Here is a 20905-nt window from a genome sequence, read left to right on the forward strand (position 1 = left end):
CTGTTCTCACGTTTGGATCTGATTTTGGATAGAATCACTTCGTGTTCGATGATAACCAACTCCTAGTTTAGATAGTGCTCTTAGGCACTCCATCAGAACACCCAACCCGAAGGTTTGGTGCCTTAGCAGTTTCTAAGCCAATACTTTGGAGAGCATACCAAGCAAGGCACCGATGTCACCTTGCATAGCCCGTTCAGCCATGGCATGTACATGCGGCATTTCTTCAGCTACGTGACGGGTCACTCCTTCTTTGATACCGTCCCGAATCGCTTCGATCATCATGCCTTCGATGACCTGTGGTGGTACTTCAGCATCAAGCAGTGTTTTCGTTACCGATCCTGCCATAGCTTCAATAGCCGCATAGAAGTTTGTGATGTCCTCAGGTACACCAGCTACGATACCGCTTGCTCCGACTTCTTTACCGTTATTCGTAATCAAGGCACCAATCATGAACTCGCCTTTCTCATGCGCTCTTACCTCGATACCCTCGATAACCTTTACTTGCACTTGTACGTCTTTCATTTGTGAATCCTCCTAGTTGGTATGTAGTAGTGCTCTTAGGCACTCCATGCCGACCACCTCGGGGAGATGGGCGGGGAGCAGTGTCCAAGCTATTACTTGATAGTGAGCTGACCGTATATATACATATCTCTTAGTGCCCATCTACGTTTAAGCTTGCTTGCGGCTACTACAGCCTGTGATCTTGTCATGTTTAGGCACCTACTTTCTCGTATTCTGCTATGAGCTTTTTGAGGTATTCCTTGAGTCCACCGACCTTGCCAACGTATGCAACCATCATCTTGTTACGCATGGGTATTCCTCCTTGAATTTGACACATCTATGCCAAGCTAGAACCCGTGATACAGAGCTGTTCCGCTTAGGTGCTATCAGCACTCGATAGGACGCTCTATACTGCACCAACGTACCCCAAATCGGGGTGTGGGCGGGGTGGGCTAGGCATGGTCAGTCACTCAATTTAGCTATACGACACAGATATATAAGAGTTAAGTGACTGAGCATACCTAGCCATGGGTATGGGTATCCTTCTTGGGCACTCGGGTATACCGAAAGGGTAGGGAGTGGGTACCTCAGGATACCTCCACCACAGCTAGGGAAAGCATGAGAATATAGGTGACCGTATTATGTGACTTCGCTAGGTAAAGGTAGTCCATATAAGCCTTCGGTATCCTGTTGGATGGCTAGGGCACACCTACCCCAGGTGGGGCGGGGCAGAGCAACCTGTTGGCTGTCTACAATCCTATATAAGACTCCCACCATATAAGAGAGCATGACTATAGAGAGAGGAAGACTAGAGAGTATATCCCTCGGACACATTGAACAATGCCTTGGTATACACTCATACCCGCTCTACATGAGCCTACTAGATACACTCTCGTAGTCCTTAGGAGTACCCTTAGATTACGTGTAGTGCTAGGCTTCGCTATCTCTCGTCATGCTCGGAAGTGGTGCGTGGTGCGTTGTGATGGGCATACCCTAGCACCCAAGACTAAGGGCTAGGTTACGGATCAAGCGTATGTCTCTCTTATATGTGTTGCTAGTTGTGAATCAAGACCGTCCATTACATCCATTAGATGCTCATACTCTAGTAGTTCATCGACTGTAAGGTTCTCAAACCCCTTGTCACGGTATACCTGCATCTTCTCTCTTGTACGTTCTATGCGGTCACACACTAGCACGAATCTTGCGAATAACATAATAATCACCTGTTTTTGGACAAAGTAGTGCCTTGGGCACTCGGGTCTGCCCATCACATCACATAATACGGATTATGTGCAATCGGCTCTTGGTCTGTTCGCTCATGGGCTAGTCAGGACTACCCAAGCATAGCTCGGGTATCCTTGTCTTAAGCTTTAGCGGCTTGTACCATCATCTCTTGAAACTTGAGGAATTGCTGAAACTGTTCCCAGGTATCCATATCAATCTGCTGTCCTGTAGGTGCCTTGATAGCAGGTGTCGCAGGTGCGGCAGGTGCCTGTACAGGGGATACATACTCATCCACTGGTATATAGGCGTTCAGGTTAAGTACAACGTTCTGAAAACCGTCCTTTTTCAAGCGAATACCGCCAAGAGTGGACGCTACACGGGCAGACTTCTCCCCAAGTACAAGCGGTTCTTTGTCGATTACATTCAAGTCGATTTCTATTACAAGCTTGTTCTTATCGTTTACGCTCATCTTAATGTTCTCGGGTACCTTCTTGGAATCAGCGCGTTTCTTTGCTTCTTTCTCAAATTTAGGCATAGTAATGGCTTTGTTCATCATGGTTTTTAGTCTCCTTTGCCCTTGATGGGCACTAATAGTGACTACCTTTGGTAGCCCTGATTAGCCCATGAGTGAACAGACCTCTAGCATAGCAAGGCATCTGAACCTCCGATTAACTTACGGATACCGCACCTTGTACTACACCGTCCCGTAACGTGGGCAATTCGTGACATCTCGTTACATGTTGGGCATGAACCGTAAAGCGTAGGCTGTTGCCATAGTACAATCCTTCATGTGGGCAGACTTCACCCTTCACAAGAGAAGCTTCGTCCCATGCACAAGCCGTGCATGTTTCGTGTATGTGTTTGTCAATGATCTAGGCGCATTTCGCGTCTTTGCCGCCTGTCGTACATTCGGGATGTTTCCCTATCGAGTCGGTGGCGGCGACCAACTCGATGACCATATCTAAGAACGCAATAGGATTGGATTGCAACCCCTTTGAGCAATGTTTTTTTATAAAAAATAAAAACAAACAAGGGTCAAGAGATTAACCCCCCCAGTGTCGCGGGTTTTTCTATCATCCTTCACACGGCGCAGGAGCGTCATGACTCCTACGGGAAATTTTTGGTGAACCTTGATGCGCGAGAGTTAGGGTCTTGGGGCAATGTCTCGGGGCACGGGCGGCGGGGTCTCGTGTCTTGGGCAAAGGGTAAGGGGGCATGGGTGTTGGGCGCGGGTAAAGGGCATTGGGCATGGGAGTGGGGCGGCTGTTGTCTAAGTCAAGGAGGTATGGTTTTTCCTGCATAATCGGGGTAAATCTAGGGGTAATACATTTTTCGCTCCGCGAGTTAATGGGACTCCTACGGGCGCGGGGAAATTTTTCTCGTAAGGTTGGTGCGGTGTGTCTTATATAATAGAAAAAGAGCGAAGGGAGTTAAGCCCCGCGCTCTTATTTTCGTTCTACTTAATACTTGAGTAATTCGAGAGATCGCCATCACCCTTTAATTGAGTATAAAGGCGGTATAGGGTAGTAGCGGCTTCAGCTCTAGTGAGTGTCTTGTTAGGGCTGAAATTACCCTCATAAGCGGTCATTAGTCCTTCGTTTTGAAGGCTTGCAATCTTTATTCCTACGATAGCTGAATAGTCGTCATCTAGTGCTCCGTTTTTGAAGATGATTGGAAATTGTGAGTTAGTGCGATCTACTGATTCATCAAACCTACCATCTTGATCATAGCCGTTAACGTTCTCATAAACCTTGATGTCTTTCATGCTTCGTAGGATGTTGTAGACTTCCTTTTCGTCGTCAATTTCTTCGTATAGTGCGGGTAACAAGTTCGCGGCACCCAGGCGAGTCAATTTAGTGTTTGGATGGAAGTTCATCCCGCTACCGTCTTTGCTGTATGTAAAGTATGTATAGTTCGACATTATCTTAGATACTGGTTCATATGCCCAATTAGTAGATGGAACGTCTTTGAACTCGCGGGTGGTGGAGTCGTTGGTAGTGTACTTATCAAAAAGGCGGGAGAACATACTTACGAACTCTGCCTTAGTCACTCCATTGTCGGGTTTGAACGTTCCGTCTGAGTATCCCTTGATCACTCCTTGCTCACTCATAAAGTCGATGGCTTTAACAGCCCAAGAGTGTTTTGTCTCGCTTACGTCATTAAATGACGATGCCTGTACGTTCGCGGCAGTGGAACCGAAAACAAGGGTTGATGCCAGTGTGATGACCAGTGCAATTTTCTTCATGATGATACCTTCCTTTTTTGTTTAATGGTGGCAGTTCCCATATATTAGCATACGCTTGGACTCTCGTAAACGCCAAGAAATGTAAAATCCCACCTATAGGTGAGGTGGGAAATTTTAATCTATGAACCTGCTTATGAGTCCCAATAGGAACCCGAGGACTGCTCCTCCGATCACAGGTGAAAATGTCTCGATCTGCTCTGTAGTAACTCCTAAGAAGAAGGCAAGTACGAATCCCCCTAATATAAGAAAGAGTCCCAAGACAGGAGCACCACGAGTCAACGCTCCCAGGATTAAGAATGCAATTACGGCTACGACATAGATCAAGTATGTTCCCCCTTTTGTTGTATTCTTCCAGTTTAACATCTTGTAAGTCATTTCGTATAGAGGAAGTAAGAGCTTAATTTTTTGCTCCCTTATATAGAAGAAACTCAACTTGAGGAAGTTTTTCTCAGGTTTTTCGTGTTGGAGTGTTATTTCCTAAGTTAACTGCACTAATCTATGTTTCATAGAGGAACAACCACTTGGATGGGCACCAATCACTGGCGAGAATAGCGGGCTGTAAACCCGTGGCTTAACTGCTGTGTAGGTTCGACTCCTACCTCATCCACCATGGCGTGTTGGTCAAGCGGCTAAGACATCCGACTTTCTATCGGAGATCACGGGTTCGATTCCCGTACACGCTACCATGCGGAAGTAGCCAAGAGGTTTAAGGCGTTGGGTCGCAAACCCAAAGATCGGTGGTTCGAATCCATCCTTCCGCTTAAAACAATCCTTAGAGAGGTGAGAGCTATGATCGAAGAAGTTATCAGCGATAAACCAACGAGAGTAGTCTTTCATTTCAATAAGAAAAGCATCGGTAATCCTGGCATTGCTCCATGGACGATCAAGTGTAAAGGCGAGACATACTACGTGATGAACCTCACTTCTGAAGTTCCTTTCACGACGAAGAACACTCCCGACAATCCTCATACGCAGGGTTCGTTGCAGTTCAAGGGTCGCCTGAAGCTTGTCACTACGAGTGATGGTATCGAAGCGATTGTCTATTAATGACTGGGTATAGAGGAGCGGTTCCTTGACTGGCTCATAACCAGTAGACGCGGGTTCGAATCCCGCTACCCAAACCAAAACAACTAAAACACTTACCAGGGGGAACGAAAACGTGGCGAAGAAAACAACGGTTGAAACGAAGCAGAACGTACTGGACGCTTACGCACTTGTGATTGAGGAAGCTCGTCAGGAGTTTGAAGCGGAGAAAGCAGAACAAGCGGCGGCTTGGAAGAAAGAACTGGCTCGTCAGAAGGAAGAAGATACATACCAGTTCAACAAGGAAAAGCGTGATCGTCAGGACGCACTGGATTCTGAACTTGCAGATCGTGTTAAAGAAGTCGCTGACCGCGAAGTAGCTGTTGAAGCTCGTGAGCAGTCTGCCGATCATTCCGAGTCCGTGGTTGCTGAACTTCAAGCCAAGGTTACTGCGATTCCTGAGGTTGTGGCGAAAGCTGAAGCGGTTGCCTTCAACAAAGGTAAAACCGAAGCCAAGAAGGAGTTCGACGGTGAACTGCGCTTGCAGGATGCTGAGAATAAAGCTGACAAACGGGTTCTTGAGAACCGCATTACTTCCCTTGAGGAAACTGTGGAATCCCAAGAAGCTCTGATCGCTACACTGCGTGAAGAACTAAAATCCGCTAACAGCCGTGTTGAATCCATTGCTACGAATGCTGTCGTTGCCGCAGGTAACTCCAAGGTTACTGTTCAAACAGCCGCGACTGGTAAGTAACAAATACGCTCCTGACCTTCGGGTTGGGAGCACTATTAGCCCTCAGTGTGGGATGCACTGTGGCTACGAGTACCTAAGGGGAAACTAGCCGCCAGAGTCGGTTCGAGTCCGACAGGGTGATGCCTTGGCTCTATCGTTTATCGGTTAGGACATTCCGTTGTCAGCGGAGAGGGAGGGGTTCGATTCCCCTTAGAGCCGCCAATACAGGGGATTAGCTCAGATGGTTAGAGTACGTGCCTTGGACGCACGGGGTCGTTGGTTCAAATCCAACATCTCCTATTCATATGACCGTTACGGGGTACTGCTACGCAGGTTTGATTCCTGCTCACGACGAGAATGAGTGGCTTTATCGGTGGTTCGAGTCCACCTACGGTTTCCTATAGGGTTGTAGTTCAATGGTAGAACGCCGCACTGTTAATGCGGATGTTCCAGGTTCGAGTCCTGGCTTCCCTGCCAATATTCCTCACGTAATGCTCAAGTTAGTAGAGCTGTCTCGCGCAAAGACGGTTTCAGGTGCAAGTCCTGACGGAGGAGCCTAATGGAACATGGCGCAACTGGTTAGCGCACCCGTCTGATAAGCGGGAGGTTGATGGTTCAAATCCATCTGTTCCAACCATGGTGACGATAGTGTAGTGGTAACATGCCTGACTGTGAATCAGGAGTCCACGGTTCGATTCCGTCCGTCACCCCATATGGACTGGTAGCTGAGTGGCTTAGCGGTGGAGTGAAATCCCGCAGACGGTGGTTCGATTCCATCTCAGTCCATCTTAATATGCAGGTTTAGTTCAGTGGCAGAACTACGGCTTCCAAACCCGTTAACGGTGGTTCGATTCCATCAGCCTGTGCCAATGCGATATTAGTTTAATGGTAGAACTTCTGCCTTCCAAGCAGACGGTGAGGGTTCGACTCCCTCATTTCGCTCCATCGGGGATTCGTTTAGTGGCAAGACACGACACTTTGAATGTCGATTCGTAGGTTCGATTCCTGCATCCCCTGCCAATTAAGTGACCCTCCTGGACTGCTTACGAGCACCCAGGTTCCCAAAGACTGTCCTAAATAGGGCGGTCTTTTTATAATTTAGGGCTAAAAAGGGGGTCAAAATAGTGCAAAATAAAGCTCAAAAACGATGAAAAAGTGACGAAAAACGCTTAATTATGTGCAAAAAACGGCTATTTTTTGCACATAGAACACAAAAAAGACCCCAAAAGGGGTCAAAATGGGCTATTTTCGTGGTCTTCCTGCCCAATAATCGGGGAATCCTTTGTAATCCCAGGCATCTAAGCCCTCTTTATCAGCTTGAATGGCTACATCTGCACCCGATCCGAAGTCTACACCCACTGTTCCGAGCAGTTTCGCCTTCACAGCCAGTACTTTGCCAGGAGCACCTGCACAAACGAGGGCAAGTCGCCATGGATTGGTCTTATATAGGGCTTCCATGTCCTTAGTAGCCTTCTGTAACCCTTCCCAGTTGGGACAATCGACGGTACCAACGATTCCAGTGAAACCGTAGCGGCGTTCTAGTACTTCCTTGTACTGGACAGCTTTGGCTCCACAGAGCAAAATTGGTAAAGTCCTGAAGGTGTCATAGAACGGCTTGAACCGAGCAATGTAATTGTTCTCGAACGCATAGAAGGTCTCCTTCGGCTCCACTCGGTAGTATCGCAAGCACATATCGAACAGTGGCTTGAAGTACCAGTGATCAGTCTGTGTCAGGTGACCTACGTAGTCAGCGTTCCGCAAGCAGTGAACGATGATGTCCCTTGCATTCGCGTTAGGAAGGGTAATGCCACAGTAAGTCGGGTCGCTGATCCAACCGTAATGCGACTTGATGAAGTCCATGGTAAGCACGGTATCATGAGCAAGGATGGTATTGGAAGCATCCCCGAACCGAACTGAAGCATGGCGTTCACCGTTAGCCGCCATTTGGAACCAGTTCTTAATCAAGTCCCAGGTTCCTAGCATTCCTCATCACCTTCCTGTTCTTTCTTCTCCTCAATCTCATCCTCAGAAGCTCCGCAGTCAGGGCAGAATGAGTGCTGACAGCAAGGACAAACCACTAGGAAGCTCATACAATCAGGGCAATCGTACATCGTTAACAACTCCTTTCTTTAATAGAATAGGAAAAAGGGAGGATTTCTCCTCCCTCGTCCATTACTTGTTCTCGGTCACAACAGCCTGGGCACCTTGAATAGTTACCCAACCCCACTTCAAGCGGGCTTCCATCTCCATCTTCTTCAGAAGTTCAGGAGTGATCGACTGTTGGAGTGCGGCGTTAGCTTTCGCTTCACCTTGTGCTTCCGCAATCTTAGCGTTTGCGTTACCGTTAGCTACTACCAACTGCTTCTCGGCAGTGACTTGAGCCTGGTCTTTCTCAATTCTCAGTTGTTCAAGCTTGAGCTGAGAGTCAACCAAAGACTGGATAGCCTTCAGAGATTCAGCGTCAGGTTCGATCTTACTGAAGTTGAAAGTCTCGATTTCAATACCTACAGCGTCCAAGTCTTTTCTGAAGGACTCGAACACCTTGTTGTTGATCTCCCCACGCTTGTCACCGTAAACCTCAAGCACTCCGTAGTTGGAAGTGATCTCTTGAATCATTGCTGACAGGCGATCTTTCATATAAGTCGATTCGATCTCACTGTCAGTACGCCCACGGAACTTAGCGAACACATCAGGGATACGCTTCTCATCCATATGGTAGGAGTACATCAGCTCGGCTTTGACAACCTTACCGTCCTTAGTAGCAATGCTGAACGCTTTGTCACCTTCGTAGTGGACAGTCTCCGTACTGATCGGATACTCAGTTACCTTCTTCGTAGGACTTACCAAGTGCCAACCAGGAGGAAGTGTCTCCTTCTCCAAGCCGCCCGAGCGGTCATAAACCACACCTACATACCCTGGTGCGATAGTCGTCAAGCACAGCAACAGATAGATCAAGGTACCGATGACCGCCAATCCTACTACTGTTGCTCCTCCAATGAATAATCCACGGTTGTTCTTCATACCGTTATTCCCCCTTGTTCTTTTTTAAGTTGTCAATGAACGGTCTTGCGAGTTTCAAAGCGAATTTCGCCACCTTAACGAAGACGACAGCCGCCAAGAACCATAACAAAATGGCTACGAACACGATTGTTGCGAGTAGTGCAATTAATGTCCCTATCAGAATCACTCCCCTCTCACTGCGGTGCGTCGAGTGAGGACATGCTGATCGCGGAGATATTCATCCGTGCAGTCCGAGTGAACACGTTCACCGTCATGCAGTTCGTCAATCTCGTCGCCTTCGAGGATGTCCTCTTTGCAGTAAGGGCAGGTCTTTCCGATAGGAGAAGGCTCGTCCCTGTGATCGGGAGCCTTGAATCTGTCCATCGTTTCATCCCCCTCACACTTTCTCTATACGAGGTCATTCCTGTAGAGTTAAGGGCGTTTCAAAAAAAGCCGGTGTTACCTATATAAAATGGAATTGGTGTTTTTTTGGCGGGCGCGGCAAAAGGCTAATGTCTATCGGTCTAAACTAGATAAAGAGGAAAAGGGGGAAATGGCAATGGCGAAAGTATTTATAGGTGCTCCTGTAAGAAACAGAGCGTGGATACTGGGGCGGCATCTGGATTCGCTGATGTCTCAGGATGTGGACAAAGAGTTCATGTACATCCTGAATGACAGCGATGACGAGACTGAACAAATCCTTATCGACCAAGGCATCCCGTATGCTACTCATAATCTAGGGAAGAAGTACGGTCATGTTCGCGGTCAATACTCATACGGCAATCTAGCTTTACTTAGGAACATCCTGCTTCACGAGTTTTTGCAGTCCGACTGCGACTATCTACTATCCATTGATACGGATATTATCATTCCTGAAGGAAGCCTTCAGCAGTTGATCGACAACGACTTGGATGTCTGCTCCATGCTTATCCAAAACCACCCGAAAATCAAAGCGCATAATGCCATGATCGGTGGGCGGCATGTCCCTGAGTTCCAGGAGGGAGTCATTCCTGTTGATCTCACAGGGGCGGTGTACTTGATAAAGAGGGAGGTTGTAGAAGCAGGAGTAAGATACGGACTGCATCCCATTGGGGAAGATGCGCCATTCTGCGAACAAGCCCGCCGACTAGGTTACAAATTATTCGTAGATACGCGGCTTCGCCCGATCCACGCTTATGCGGAAGGGGCTGAGTTGATTGCTAAAGTGGCTACTTAATAGAAGGAAGGAGGAGAGCGCGGTGTTCGATAGCATTGAAATGACGATTGTTTACCCACCTGCCTTGGACTGGAATCTGTTATTCCAACGTCCTCAGCAATTGATGACTGCGTTCTCAAAGATTCCAGGTGTGCGGGCGATCTTCATTAATGAAGAATCGTATCAAAAGATGTCCCGTCCAATCGAAAAGATCAACGAAGACCTATTCCTTGTACGCAAGGGTGTGAGCTACGACCACCTTGTCAAAGGGAAGAAGGTTCTATGGTTCTCCAACCCAGGTCAGTACAACTACCGTGACGGACGCAGATTCGACTTCACTGTATTCGATTACCTGGACAACTCCGCTGACGAATTTGCTATTTGGAAGAACTACATCCCAAAATGCTTCGCCCGAGCCGATCTCGTAGCTACCACGGCGAAAGTTATGTACGAAGCTCATAAGGACGATGGCAAGCCGATCTTCATGTGCCCTAACGGAGCTGACTACGAACACTTCAAGAAAGCGCAGGTCTCCCTTCCGAAACCTCCCGACTTCCCTGCGGTAAACGAGGGTCAGAAGGTGGTGGGCTTCCACGGGGCGATGGCATCCTGGGTGGATTACTGGTTGATTACTGACATTGCCAATAAAGGTCATCGTGTCGTACTGATCGGGAACAATGCCCTGTATCAAAAGAACGTAGTGCATCCGAACGTGACTTGTCTTCCGCACAAGGACTACAAAGTTCTTCCTGCATATATCGCTCAGTTCGATGTCTGTATGGTTCCGTTCAAGTTAACTGAGATGATTCGCGGCTGTGATCCGATCAAGTACTACGAGTACTTGTCAGCGGGCAAGCCAGTTGTAACGACCCGCATGGAGGAGATCGTCAACAAATACAGTGACGTTACCTACTTCATGGATAGGGTTAACTGCGGCAAGATGGTTGACAAGGCACTTAAAGAGAACAGTCCCGCCAAGATCGCGGCACGAACAGCGGTTGCTCAAGCTAACTCCTGGGACAGTAGAGCGATGGATGCGGTTAAGATGATAAACAAAGTGATGGGAGGTGGAGAGGTCGATGAGAAAACTGTTCAAACGGCTTTTCGGTAGCCACGCGGTTGAACCGCAGGTTGATCCAGTTGAGGTATTGGAGTTCGATATGGAGGAGTTCAACTTCTCTCGTTACTCACCGAAGGTTAATACGACCATCGTCTACCTGCCCGCCATCGACTTCCACAGCGAAAGCTTCGGGCGACGACCACAGCGGCTCCTGAAGGAATTAGCGGAACTTGGGTACAACGTGGTCTACATCAATTCGAGTGAGGAGTTCTATCAGGTTGATGAGCTAGAGTACCCGTTCCCCGAACTTCCAAACTTCGTGGTGGCGCGGGCGGGTACTAATGTCCGATCACTGATGCAGGGTGGAAGGGTGGTCTACTGGGTAAACGACAGCCGTATGGCAAGCTCAGTAGAGACCGCTTACCCTAACCTTGTAGTGTTCGACTCCTTAACCGACCCCGAGAAGTTCGAGAAGGGTAAGCATAAGATGGAAGCTGTTGCTGATGTCGTGCTCATTACCCCCGAACGTATCTACGAACACGGAAACTACTGCTCTCATATCCACATCATCACCGCTGATGAGTTCGAGATTAAGGAACGCGCCGAACAGGTTGCGAAAATCATAGACGAGCTTCCAAACAGACCGACCCCTCTCATGTAGAGGGGTTTTTCTTTGGTGCGTTTTGGTGCGTTCAGCCTAACCTAAAGATAAGAAAACGAAAGAGGTGAGGTTAGTGGCAGAGGAAAGAAATGAAGAACTCTCGCTTACCTCGAAGCAGAGCAAGATCGTCAAGTACAAACTTGAGGAGGACGTGGTGAACCTCCGTATGAGCGGTCTGTCCTATCAGCAAATCGCTGATGAGATGAACGCGAGTGGTAAGGTTCCTGACGGTGATCTCCTCGACAAGTACGTGGTCATGCGTTTCTTCGAGAAGTTGCCTGAGATCAGCAAGCAGATTGTAAAAGAGGACAAGCGTAGATTGGTTCAGGTAGTCAACAATCACTTGGACATTATCCACGAGGTGACTTCACTATACAACAAGACGAAGATGCTCCTGGAAGCAATGGAGGAGGATGCCTACGAGAAAGGTAAGTTCGTTAACCCTTACCAGTACAAGGCTGTTATCTCTGAAATGCGTGAGTTCCTGAAGCAGATGACCGAGATTCAAAAGGAAATCAACGATTACAACAACATCAGGAAGTTCATGGACATTGTGCTATCTACATTGAAAGAAGAATGTCCCGAGAAGATTCCTGTTATCGCTGAGAAGCTGAAGATGGCAAAAGGGACTACGTGGTTCGCAGACATGATGAGGGGGAAAGCGAATGACTAAGCACGGGGAGATTACGGTCTTTTGGGGAACGATGTTCACTGGCAAGTCAACCAATCTGATTGCTAACTTGAAGGAAGCAGGGGAGAGTGCTGTATGCTTCAAGCCCTACTCCGACGACAGGGACGAGCCTAATATCATCAAGACGCATGATGGTCTCATCTATCCTGTTACTCGGGTAGAGAAGGCAAGCGAGATTCTTCTTCATGTGAAGCCAGGACTCACTATGGTAGGGATTGAAGAAGCATCCCTGTTCTTCGATGACCCGACTCTCATCCCGACCCTTCAAAATCTGAGGGAGATCGGCATTAGTGTATTCGTTACTGGATTGGATATGGACAGACACGGTGTTCCGTTCTTCCAAATGCCTATGATCGCGGCTATTGCCGACAACTGCTTCAAACTGAGAACGCGGTGCTCGTGCGGGGAATTCGCTTCCCTTAACTACTACAAGGGAGACGGTACGACCTTCGTGGCTCGTGATGATATGTATGAACCTCTTTGTAGAACTTGCTTTGCAAAGCAGGAGCCATCCCTTTAACAGGATGGCTTCGCTTAGGAGGGGTATCGGCTTGCTTATACCTTCTCTATACGAAAGAACCTATTGAAAGTTAAGGAGGGTGACATATATGGCAGATGATCTCTTGGGAAGTCTGATGGATGACTTCATCAACCTAGCCGAGGGTAACGTACAGAAGACGGGGATTTGGCGAGAGGAGCCTGTCGATCTCGTGACATTCTTCTCGTCCAAGGATTTCTGTAACGAGAGACCATACCCAGGGAAACAGACTGAGCTGTTGGAGAAATGTAACGACATCTTGTGGTATAAGATGACTGGCGACGATAAGTTGTGCGCTGAAGACCTCAGACAGGTCACAGAGCTTGTTGTAATGTTCGGGAAGGGTAGTGGCAAGGACTTCCTAGCAAGCGGCATACTGGCTTATGTAGGCTATCTCCTGGCGTGTATGAACGACCCACAGGACTACTTCGGGTTCGGTCAGGACGAGAACATTGACTTGGTTAACGTGGCGATCAATGCGTACCAAGCGAACAACGTATACTTCAAGAAGTTGAAGGCTCGTCTGAACAACTGCCCTTGGTTCAAGAGGGTTTCTCAGGAACCTAAATCTCCGAACGAGTTCCAGTTAACTAAGAACCAAATCCGCTTCTACAAGAATATCACGGCTCACTCCGCTCACTCCGAAGCTGACTCCTTCGAGGGATACAACCCTCTTGTAATCATCTTCGATGAGATTGCGGGCTTTGAGTATGATAAGGCTGAAGACGCTTATGCTACATTCCGTTCCTCTGCGTTGTCTCGTTACGAGAGCAAGTCTTTCATGATCTTCATCTCCTTCCCTCGTTCCCAGGATGACTTCATGTTCAAGAAGTACGAGGAGTTTCTACAAGGAGACCCCGAGGTTTACGGGATGATTGGAAAGACGTGGGAGGTAAACACATCTAAGAGTCAGGCATCCTTTAAGAAGGACTATGACCGTGACCCTGAAGGCTCAATGATGAAGTATGAGTGTATTCCACCAAAGTACAAGGAAGGTCTATTCCAGTTCCCTGAGCGCATTGACGAGGTTATCCAAGTCGGTAAGCAGTCGCAGTGCTCTAACCTAGTGGTGCAGACTAAAATCTCTACACGCACCCTTCAGAACGGTGTGGAGCGACATTTCCTCGGACTTGAGGTACACAACCTGAACCTTGATCCATCCTTTACTTACTACCTGGGCGGTGACGGTGGTGTCGAAACGGACTCCTACTGTATCTCGTTATTCCATGCGGAGCCTACAGTTATCCAAGTGAACGAGAATGGGGAGATCGTGGAGAAGTGGGTGAACAAACCTGTAGAAGACTTGATTCTCGAATGGAAGCCTTCTAAGAAGGAACGTCTTCCAGTAGACCTCCTGAATGTAGCAGAAATCCTTGAGATGATCTGTCAGCAGGTTCACGTTAAGAAGGCACTGTTCGATAAGTTTAACTCGGCAGATGTTGTTCAGCGGCTCATGCAGTACGGTGTTGAAGCGGAGGATAAAAACTGGTCTAACCCATTCCAGTTGCAAATCTACACGAACCTGAAGGGTTTGATCTATACAGGTATGATCGAGCTTCTTGACCACATCATTCCCGACGAGACTCACATGAATGCTAACGAGGAGCTACGCCACATGAAGCTCATCAACGGGAACAAGATCGACCACGACAAGGACAAGACGAAAGACTTCTCTGATGCTCGTGCAGGTGCTTCGTGGATTTGCTCAACCGATGAAGTAGAGTCTATCGAGCACTTTGCTATGCCTGTGATCCAAGGAGCAAGACGGAAAGCATAGGAGACTTTAGTGGGATAAAATCCTATTTTTTGGGACATGAAATCCTGTTTTTTGGGACATGAAATCCTATTTTTTGGGACATGAAATCCCAAATTTTGAGCACAAAGAATATAAAGTTAATAACAACCGTTATGAGCATAACCAGTACTAATATCCTCGCTGTGCTCGGAACCCTTTTTTAAAGAGTCTGCCTATCTTCGGTAGGCTCTTTTTCTTATATCCTCGCCGCCCCACCCGCCGCCGCGATCCGCGTTGCCGCCTACCCGTTTCGGTCTAATCTATGTAAAGACCAAATGTGGGGAGGAGTAAGAGATGAAGCAGTTCTTATCAGGCTATAGCGGTTCACACCAGTCGATGTATGTCCTGCCTATTGGAGACATTCACTTCGGTAGTAAACAATACAACCCCAAGTACCTGGATAAAGCCTTGCAGTTTGCAGTAAAGAATCGCAATAGAACTCGTATCGTTCTGATGGGAGACCTCATGGAGGTTGCGACTAAAACATCTGTAGGTCGATCTGTTTACGAAGAAACGTACCCGACTCAAAGACAGTTTGAGGTGGCGGTGGAGACGTTCAAGCCTGTAGCAGACCTGATCGACATCGTAATTGAAGGTAACCACGAGGAACGTATTATCCGAGACACGTCCTTCGAGATCATGCAAGAGTTCTGCCACCGTATCGGTAGACCTGATGCATACGGAAAGTTCTCGGGAATCGTGAACTACAACCTAGGCAGTGGACAGACCTATTCCGCATACGCATGGCACGGAGCCACTGGCGGTACTACGGAAGCGTCTGTAATCAACGCTATGTTGAAGATGCGCGAGACAGCGGTTGCTCATATGTACTTCATGGGGCATACACACAAGCTCTTGAAGTTCGAGAGAGAAGTATTCTTGCCTGCACCTGGAAAGGACGAGCCAGTTACTTTGAAGCAAATGTTCGTGAACACGGGAGCATCCCTCGTACACGGCGGCTACGGAGAACAGAAGGGATTCCCTGCAAGTCTTCCAGGATACGGAGTCGTTCAGTTATTCGCGGAGGAGCACCGCAAAGTGTTCCACAAGATTGATGATTTGATCTAAGAGGAGGTGTAACGAGTGGGTTTACTCGATAGATTTACAAGCCTGTTTCGCAGGAACAAGCCCGCCAATACAGGGCGACAGCAACAGTCTACGCAGAGATCACCTGAAGCTAAAGAAGGTTTCTTCAAGAGTTTTCTCGGCGGCGGCAGAAAGCGCGGGCAGAACTTAGCAGGGGAAATCACCACAAGTAGTGACCCGCTATGGTCGGGAGAAAGCACTTCTGAGTTTGGTGGAACCCGAACGACGATCCCTAAGTTCGCAACGGGCGGCGGCGGTGCGGGTGGTTCCCTGAGCCGTGTAGCTCAGCGGGACTTACGACTGGATGACCGTTCATTATCGTCTTCCTCCATTGAAGACCTCTTGGACATTCTGATCGACGCTCACCCTGACGTATCGTTCGCCCTATGGAACTTCTTGCGACTCGGGCGAGGAAAGTTCACCACCAACGTGTACAAGGTCGGGAGTGACAAGACGGACAAGGCGGGAGAGAAGTTGATTCGAGAGTTGTTCCAACGCCTTGAAGCACCAAACATTATGCAGTTCGAGCCATCTCACTCAATCCATAAAGTACTGAACTCACTCTTGCTGAGCGTGGTGACCCGTGGGGCGGGCGCACTTGAGTTGGTTCTTACCCAGGATTTGAAGAACGTGGCATTCTTCGCCCCTGTAGACCCAGGGACGATCACCTTTAAGTACGAGAACGAGAGATATATCCCTTACCAGGATACAGACAGAATCAGCTTGGACATCCCTACATTCCTATACGAGACACTAGATGCCCGCATCGACGATCCGTACGGACGTTCTCCGCTAATAGGTGCAATCAACATGGTGATGTTCCAAATGCAAGTTCTGAATGACATCAAGGCGGTAGTCCACAACCAAGGCTACCCACGCTTTGACATCACCATCCTTGAGGACGTTCTCCTTCAACGTATGCCTATCAACATTCGCAACAACGAGAAGGAGAAGCAGAAGTGGCTCAATGAGAAGCTGAGAGAAATCATCGACATGTACAACGACCTGGAAGTGGACGACACGTTCGTGCATTTCAACTCCATTGAGATCGGAATGGTCGGCGGCAAGGGCGGTGGTGGAGGGGGCTCCCTGATCGACCCTGAGAAGCTTATGAGAGCCATTGACGGGCTTATCACAGCAGGACTTAAAACATTATCCACCATCCTCGGAAGACGCTCTACGGGCAACACAGAGAGCTTTGCAAAGATGGAGATCAAGCTCTACCTGAAAGGTGTAGAAGCCATGCAAGAGGTTGTCGAGCGAATCATGAGTCGCGCACTCACGCTGTACCTCAACGTCATGGGGAAGCAAGGGGTTGTGGAATTTAAGTTCGAGCCTGTAGAAATTCGTACCGAGCTTGAGCAAGCACAATTCGAGCAGATCGCACTTCAAAACTGGGCTTACAAGCGTGACCAAGGTTGGGTTGACCAAGACACGGCTTCTATCGGTGCTGTGGGCACTCCTGCCGTTGCTGAACCTGATTGGGAGCACCTTGGTAAGAGCACGGTTCAGAACAAGGATGGCGGGGCAACAAGCGGAAGTACAGACGAGAAGACACCTACAGACTCCTCAGACACCACCAAGTGATGTTTGAGGGGAAGTGTCTACTCTAAGTTAAGAGTTGATGAATCCAGGAGGTGTTCAAATGCCAAGACCAACACCCGAGCAACTTGCGCGGATTAATAAGTTCACAGCCCGAGAGCTGACTGAGGAGGAAGTTTACGTCTTCCCCAACATGATGATCGACGACCAAGTGACTTCATACTCCTCCAAGTTGCACCCGAACCTTCTTCGGAAATTCGTCAAGGACGCGAACAGAGGGGTAGGGCTTCTGATGAACCACAACAGCAGAAGTCTTCCCGTAGGTCGTTCCTTCGGTGCGGATATTCGTGAGGAGTTTGATGAGGAATACGGGTACACCCAATCAGTTTACGGACAGTTCTATATCGACCTTGGGCGACAGACCGAGAGCGGTATGAGTACAGATGACCTTGTGAAGGGGATTGATGCAGGGACTATCTTTGATACGTCTATCGGCTTCAATGCCGCAACGTGGAACTGCTCTCTTTGTAATCACGACATTCGTGACTACATGAACTGTTCGCACTACCCAGGAGAACAGTACGAGATCAAAGGTGATGACGGAGTATTCAGAACCGAGACTTGTTATGTTATCGCGGGAGAAGACGGAGACGGTGAATTACTTGAGAACTCTCTTGTATATGCGGGTGCATGTAACAGAGCCACGATCAAGAATAACTTTTCTCGTGGTGAGAGCGTTAGCGGAGAATCTAAAGGTTCTAAACTACATCTAGTAGAGAACTTCAAAAACATCCCGTTGAACGCGACTATTACCCAGTACTACACGAGAGATGGTTCTGTACTGTTCACGGATAGTGCTGATCGTACCAACGGTGCTGAATATCTGAAGCAAAGGAGTGAATCCGAAGTGGAATTTGCAAAACTTCAAGCAATGTTCTCGCAAGTAGGTGTTGAGATTACCGAGACACAAACTCCCGACGAACTGACTGCCAAAGTGAAAGAAGCATTCGCGGCTAAAGACGCACAGGTCGGTACTTTGACTGCTGATCTTGAATCTGTTCGCGGAGAACTAGCAACTGCGGCTACGAACTTGGAAGCTGAGAAACAACTCTCTGCTACTAAAGACGTGACCATCGAGGAGCTGACTCGCACGAACGAGGAGCTGACGGAGAAGGCTGAACTGGCTAACACCTATCGTCAAGACTTGTCTGAACAAGCTCTCGACCTTGGTGTACGAGCACAAGGTAATGCCTTCAACAAGACAATGTACGAGAAGTTCCTTGGAACCTTGTCCGTTGCTGAGATCAAAGAGGTAATCCAAGGCTTTGAAGCTGAGGTCAACACTCGCTTTGCAGGAGCACGGATTACTGACGGTAGTGTAGGTGGAGAACAACGCCTGAACAACGGTCAACCGAAATCCCGAGAGGACTTCGAGACTGAGACCGAGTTCCGTAACTTCGTAGCTGATGAAGCTACCAAGTACGCAAAAGAGCAAGGTGTTTCCATTACGGATGCAACTAAGCTCATGTTCAAGAAATATTCCAACGCAGATGGGAGTGCTGAGTAATGGCAGGTCAATTCACAAGACTTCAAAAGTCTTACCGTATCGACCCGAACAACGTCAACCCTGACACAGGGAAGAACGAGATTCCTCTGTACCGCATCGTTGAGCACAGCGGCGAAGACCTGACGAAAATTTCAGGTGCCAATGCTATCCCATTGGGTGTAGCCGACAACGACGAGCGACTAGATGACCCGTTGCGTGATGGTGGTTCTCAAGCAGGTCGCCAAATCGCAATCAAACTGGAAGGTATCGCACTGGTTACCCTCGATGGTACCGTGTCGGTAACTGACCGCATCTACGCGGTTGCAGGTGGTAAGGGTGATTCCGTGGACAACGCTCCTGCGGGAATTTACAACGTACTGGGCTTCGCTGAAAAGGGCGGGGTTGCAGGTGATGTAATCCCTGTACGGATGCAATACCACGTCTTCACTAAGTAGTAAAGGGGCTTCGATAACGGAGCCTTTCCCCCATCCCACAACTAATTAAGGAGTGACATAGATGCCAACAGTTCAGAAGGTGCATATCGACAAAACCCTGTCGAACATCTCCATCGGCTACAAGAATGAAGCGTATATCGCTGACTCTATCTTCAAACCGTTGGAAGTAAAGAAGCAGTCTGACCGCTACTACGTGTACGGTATGGAGAAGTTCCGTACTCATAACGACCTTCGTGCCCCTGGTACGGAAGCGAATGAGATCAACTGGACGCTTTCCAATGATACGTACTTCACTGAGGGACACGCCCTGCGTCACGCTATTGCTGACGAAGAAACGGCTAACGCCGATGAGGAGTTCGACCTGGAAAGTGAAGGTACGGAGCTTGTTACCGAAGGTATCCTCTTGAACAAAGAGGTTGACGCGGCTAACCAAGTCATGAACGCGAACAACTACCACAACGACCTGCGCCTGACGCTCGGTTCGGCGGGTACGTACAAGTGGAGTGACTACGAAAACTCCGACCCAATCCTTGATGTACACAAGGCGAAGGAAGCACTGCACAAGAAATCGGGTATTCGTCCTAACACGATGATTATGTCCGAGCAAGTGCTGAACGTGCTGAAACTTCACCCTAAGATCAAGGACGTTATCAAGTACGTTGAGCGCGGCATCATCTCGCAAGAGTTGCTGAAAGCGGTGTTCGGCGTTGATAACTTCTTGGTAGGTTCTGCACTGGTATCTGATGCCACGAATGCAGGTTCTTACCTCCCAGGTCAGCGTGAAGACTTGAACTACATTTGGGGAACCTCTGTAGTTCTTGCTTACATCGCACCGCGCCCTGGTAAGAAGCAAGTATCCCTCGGATACAGCTTCATGTGGAATAAGGACAACCAAGGTGCTGTACAAGTACGTAAGTGGTACGAGGTTGGTCGTAAGGCTACCATCGTAGAAGCTGAGCGTTGGTACAACCAAAAGATGATCTCCGATGTTGCGGGCTTCATCTTTGCAGACGCGGTAACTCCGTTCTCCTAATCCACGCCACAATAGGTCGCTACTGTAAGGCTATCGCCTAGCGGTAGCGACTTTTCTTATATCAAAACCAATTGAGGAGGGCTATCCCCATGAAGAAGGCTGACGTAATCAAAGCACTTAAAGACCTCGGTGTACCTGCTGAGCAGATCGAGGAACTGGAATATAACGAGCTGAGAGCACTGCTCAAAGAGAAGGAGGAAGGTCAGGATGGACAAGCAGACACAGGAACTCAAGAGAAAGAAGGAGGAACTGGCGAAGCAGTTGTCGGGCAAGAACAGCCTGAAGCCCCAAGCAATGATGGTGCAGTCCAGGCTAACGACGATGAGCCGCTAGTAGCCTACGACTATCAGCTCCGTCTGTACGAGAACAAGATCATCGGCGTACACCCTGAAGCTAAGCGTGTGGTTATCACGAACCTGGGTGCGGGAGACCTATACTCGGACGTGGATATGGTTAGCTTTGATCCTGCTGACCGTATTGCCCCTGGGGAGTCGAAAGAGTTCAAGGGTGCGGTGAAGGTATTCGTTCGATCTGCAAGCCGACCTACGGTTCGCATCGAACAGTTCATTAACTAAAA

At 48.5% G+C, this 20905-nt stretch carries 23 protein-coding genes and 13 tRNA genes; 28 read left to right on the plus strand and 8 right to left on the minus strand.

What is annotated here, in order from left to right; translation table 11 throughout:
* Window positions 1–132: 132 nt before the first annotated feature.
* From BLW49_RS07010 to BLW49_RS07030, 5 genes are all read right to left on the minus strand, one after another.
* Window positions 133–522 carry a hypothetical protein gene (locus tag BLW49_RS07010; RefSeq protein WP_076313015.1) on the minus strand — a complete coding sequence of 130 codons (390 nt, stop codon included), beginning with the start codon at window positions 520–522 and terminating at the stop codon, window positions 133–135.
* A gap of 1004 nt (window positions 523–1526) precedes the next feature.
* Complete coding sequence (locus BLW49_RS07015) at window positions 1527–1715, minus strand: hypothetical protein (protein WP_076313014.1); 189 nt, start codon at window positions 1713–1715, stop codon at window positions 1527–1529.
* 149 nt (window positions 1716–1864) lie between these two features.
* The gene (locus tag BLW49_RS07020) at window positions 1865–2281 is read right to left on the minus strand and encodes a hypothetical protein (protein ID WP_076313013.1); all 417 of its coding nucleotides are present in this window, start codon (window positions 2279–2281) and stop codon (window positions 1865–1867) included.
* 900 nt (window positions 2282–3181) lie between these two features.
* Window positions 3182–3970, minus strand: a complete 789-nt coding sequence (locus BLW49_RS07025) for an S-layer homology domain-containing protein (RefSeq protein WP_076313012.1) — start codon at window positions 3968–3970, stop codon at window positions 3182–3184.
* Window positions 3971–4084: 114 nt separating this feature from the next.
* Window positions 4085–4294: a hypothetical protein gene (locus BLW49_RS07030; RefSeq protein WP_076313011.1), complete on the minus strand. Its 210-nt coding sequence runs from the start codon at window positions 4292–4294 to the stop codon at window positions 4085–4087.
* A gap of 199 nt (window positions 4295–4493) precedes the next feature.
* Between BLW49_RS07030 and BLW49_RS07035 the strand changes: the two genes are divergently transcribed.
* From BLW49_RS07035 to BLW49_RS07105, 15 genes are all read left to right on the plus strand, one after another.
* Window positions 4494–4580: transfer RNA gene (locus tag BLW49_RS07035), tRNA-Tyr, on the plus strand.
* A gap of 1 nt (window position 4581) precedes the next feature.
* Window positions 4582–4656: transfer RNA gene (locus BLW49_RS07040), tRNA-Glu, on the plus strand.
* A gap of 1 nt (window position 4657) precedes the next feature.
* Window positions 4658–4731, plus strand: a tRNA-Cys gene (locus tag BLW49_RS07045).
* Window positions 4732–4759: 28 nt separating this feature from the next.
* Window positions 4760–5017, plus strand: coding sequence for a hypothetical protein (locus tag BLW49_RS07050; protein ID WP_076313010.1), 258 nt, complete (start codon window positions 4760–4762; stop codon window positions 5015–5017).
* Window positions 5018–5020: 3 nt separating this feature from the next.
* A tRNA-Met gene (locus BLW49_RS07055) sits at window positions 5021–5094 on the plus strand.
* A 35-nt stretch (window positions 5095–5129) separates the two neighbouring features.
* Window positions 5130–5747 carry a hypothetical protein gene (locus BLW49_RS07060; RefSeq protein WP_076313009.1) on the plus strand — a complete coding sequence of 206 codons (618 nt, stop codon included), beginning with the start codon at window positions 5130–5132 and terminating at the stop codon, window positions 5745–5747.
* 126 nt (window positions 5748–5873) lie between these two features.
* Window positions 5874–5948, plus strand: a tRNA-Asp gene (locus tag BLW49_RS07065).
* 4 nt (window positions 5949–5952) lie between these two features.
* A tRNA-Pro gene (locus BLW49_RS07070) sits at window positions 5953–6026 on the plus strand.
* A 102-nt stretch (window positions 6027–6128) separates the two neighbouring features.
* Window positions 6129–6203, plus strand: a tRNA-Asn gene (locus BLW49_RS07075).
* Window positions 6204–6286: 83 nt separating this feature from the next.
* Window positions 6287–6363, plus strand: a tRNA-Ile gene (locus tag BLW49_RS07080).
* A 2-nt stretch (window positions 6364–6365) separates the two neighbouring features.
* Window positions 6366–6438, plus strand: a tRNA-His gene (locus tag BLW49_RS07085).
* Window positions 6439–6441: 3 nt separating this feature from the next.
* Window positions 6442–6512 (plus strand) — tRNA-Phe (locus BLW49_RS07090).
* A 9-nt stretch (window positions 6513–6521) separates the two neighbouring features.
* Window positions 6522–6595, plus strand: a tRNA-Trp gene (locus tag BLW49_RS07095).
* A 2-nt stretch (window positions 6596–6597) separates the two neighbouring features.
* A tRNA-Gly gene (locus BLW49_RS07100) sits at window positions 6598–6671 on the plus strand.
* Between the two features lies 1 nt (window position 6672).
* Window positions 6673–6746: transfer RNA gene (locus BLW49_RS07105), tRNA-Gln, on the plus strand.
* A gap of 222 nt (window positions 6747–6968) precedes the next feature.
* Here the strand turns inward: BLW49_RS07105 and BLW49_RS07110 are convergent.
* The 3 genes from BLW49_RS07110 to BLW49_RS28725 all read right to left on the minus strand — a co-directional run bounded on the left by BLW49_RS07110 (window position 6969) and on the right by BLW49_RS28725 (window position 8913).
* On the minus strand, window positions 6969–7709 hold the full coding sequence (locus tag BLW49_RS07110; protein WP_076313008.1) for a GT-D fold domain-containing protein: 741 nt from the start codon (window positions 7707–7709) through the stop codon (window positions 6969–6971).
* 189 nt (window positions 7710–7898) lie between these two features.
* Window positions 7899–8747, minus strand: coding sequence for a prohibitin family protein (locus BLW49_RS07115; protein WP_076313007.1), 849 nt, complete (start codon window positions 8745–8747; stop codon window positions 7899–7901).
* Window positions 8748–8751: 4 nt separating this feature from the next.
* Entirely contained in the window at window positions 8752–8913 is a 162-nt protein-coding gene (locus tag BLW49_RS28725; RefSeq protein WP_177178670.1) for a hypothetical protein, read from the minus strand.
* A gap of 32 nt (window positions 8914–8945) precedes the next feature.
* On the opposite strand from BLW49_RS28725, the gene BLW49_RS28495 reads away from it, so the two are divergent.
* The 13 genes from BLW49_RS28495 to BLW49_RS07180 all read left to right on the plus strand — a co-directional run bounded on the left by BLW49_RS28495 (window position 8946) and on the right by BLW49_RS07180 (window position 20903).
* Window positions 8946–9197, plus strand: a complete 252-nt coding sequence (locus BLW49_RS28495; RefSeq protein ID WP_143042085.1) for a hypothetical protein — start codon at window positions 8946–8948, stop codon at window positions 9195–9197.
* A gap of 88 nt (window positions 9198–9285) precedes the next feature.
* Complete coding sequence (locus tag BLW49_RS07125; protein ID WP_143042086.1) at window positions 9286–9942, plus strand: glycosyltransferase family 2 protein; 657 nt, start codon at window positions 9286–9288, stop codon at window positions 9940–9942.
* A 22-nt stretch (window positions 9943–9964) separates the two neighbouring features.
* The gene (locus BLW49_RS07130; RefSeq protein ID WP_076313004.1) at window positions 9965–11032 is read left to right on the plus strand and encodes a glycosyltransferase; all 1068 of its coding nucleotides are present in this window, start codon (window positions 9965–9967) and stop codon (window positions 11030–11032) included.
* Window positions 11001–11642: a hypothetical protein gene (locus tag BLW49_RS07135; RefSeq protein WP_076313003.1), complete on the plus strand. Its 642-nt coding sequence runs from the start codon at window positions 11001–11003 to the stop codon at window positions 11640–11642. The genes BLW49_RS07130 and BLW49_RS07135 overlap by 32 nt, the downstream gene beginning before the upstream one ends.
* A 73-nt stretch (window positions 11643–11715) precedes the next feature.
* Window positions 11716–12315 (plus strand): hypothetical protein, encoded by a 600-nt coding sequence (locus BLW49_RS07140; protein ID WP_076313002.1) that lies wholly within the window; start codon window positions 11716–11718, stop codon window positions 12313–12315.
* Window positions 12308–12853: a thymidine kinase gene (locus BLW49_RS07145; protein WP_076313001.1), complete on the plus strand. Its 546-nt coding sequence runs from the start codon at window positions 12308–12310 to the stop codon at window positions 12851–12853. The genes BLW49_RS07140 and BLW49_RS07145 overlap by 8 nt, the downstream gene beginning before the upstream one ends.
* An 88-nt stretch (window positions 12854–12941) precedes the next feature.
* Complete coding sequence (locus tag BLW49_RS07150; RefSeq protein ID WP_076313000.1) at window positions 12942–14648, plus strand: hypothetical protein; 1707 nt, start codon at window positions 12942–12944, stop codon at window positions 14646–14648.
* Between the two features lie 312 nt (window positions 14649–14960).
* Window positions 14961–15734 (plus strand): metallophosphoesterase family protein, encoded by a 774-nt coding sequence (locus tag BLW49_RS07155; protein ID WP_076312999.1) that lies wholly within the window; start codon window positions 14961–14963, stop codon window positions 15732–15734.
* A 15-nt stretch (window positions 15735–15749) separates the two neighbouring features.
* Window positions 15750–17339 carry a hypothetical protein gene (locus BLW49_RS07160; protein ID WP_076312998.1) on the plus strand — a complete coding sequence of 530 codons (1590 nt, stop codon included), beginning with the start codon at window positions 15750–15752 and terminating at the stop codon, window positions 17337–17339.
* 58 nt (window positions 17340–17397) lie between these two features.
* Window positions 17398–18861, plus strand: a complete 1464-nt coding sequence (locus BLW49_RS07165; RefSeq protein WP_076312997.1) for a hypothetical protein — start codon at window positions 17398–17400, stop codon at window positions 18859–18861.
* Entirely contained in the window at window positions 18861–19295 is a 435-nt protein-coding gene (locus tag BLW49_RS07170) for a hypothetical protein (RefSeq protein WP_076312996.1), read from the plus strand. Before BLW49_RS07165 ends, BLW49_RS07170 begins: the two co-directional genes overlap by 1 nt.
* Before the next feature lie 61 nt (window positions 19296–19356).
* Window positions 19357–20328: a major capsid protein gene (locus BLW49_RS07175; protein ID WP_076312995.1), complete on the plus strand. Its 972-nt coding sequence runs from the start codon at window positions 19357–19359 to the stop codon at window positions 20326–20328.
* A gap of 89 nt (window positions 20329–20417) precedes the next feature.
* Entirely contained in the window at window positions 20418–20903 is a 486-nt protein-coding gene (locus BLW49_RS07180; protein ID WP_076312994.1) for a MerR family transcriptional regulator, read from the plus strand.
* Window positions 20904–20905 lie beyond the last annotated feature (2 nt).

The organism is Paenibacillus sp. PDC88 (genome assembly GCF_900106725.1).
Lineage (GTDB): Bacteria > Bacillota > Bacilli > Paenibacillales > Paenibacillaceae > Paenibacillus > Paenibacillus shunpengii.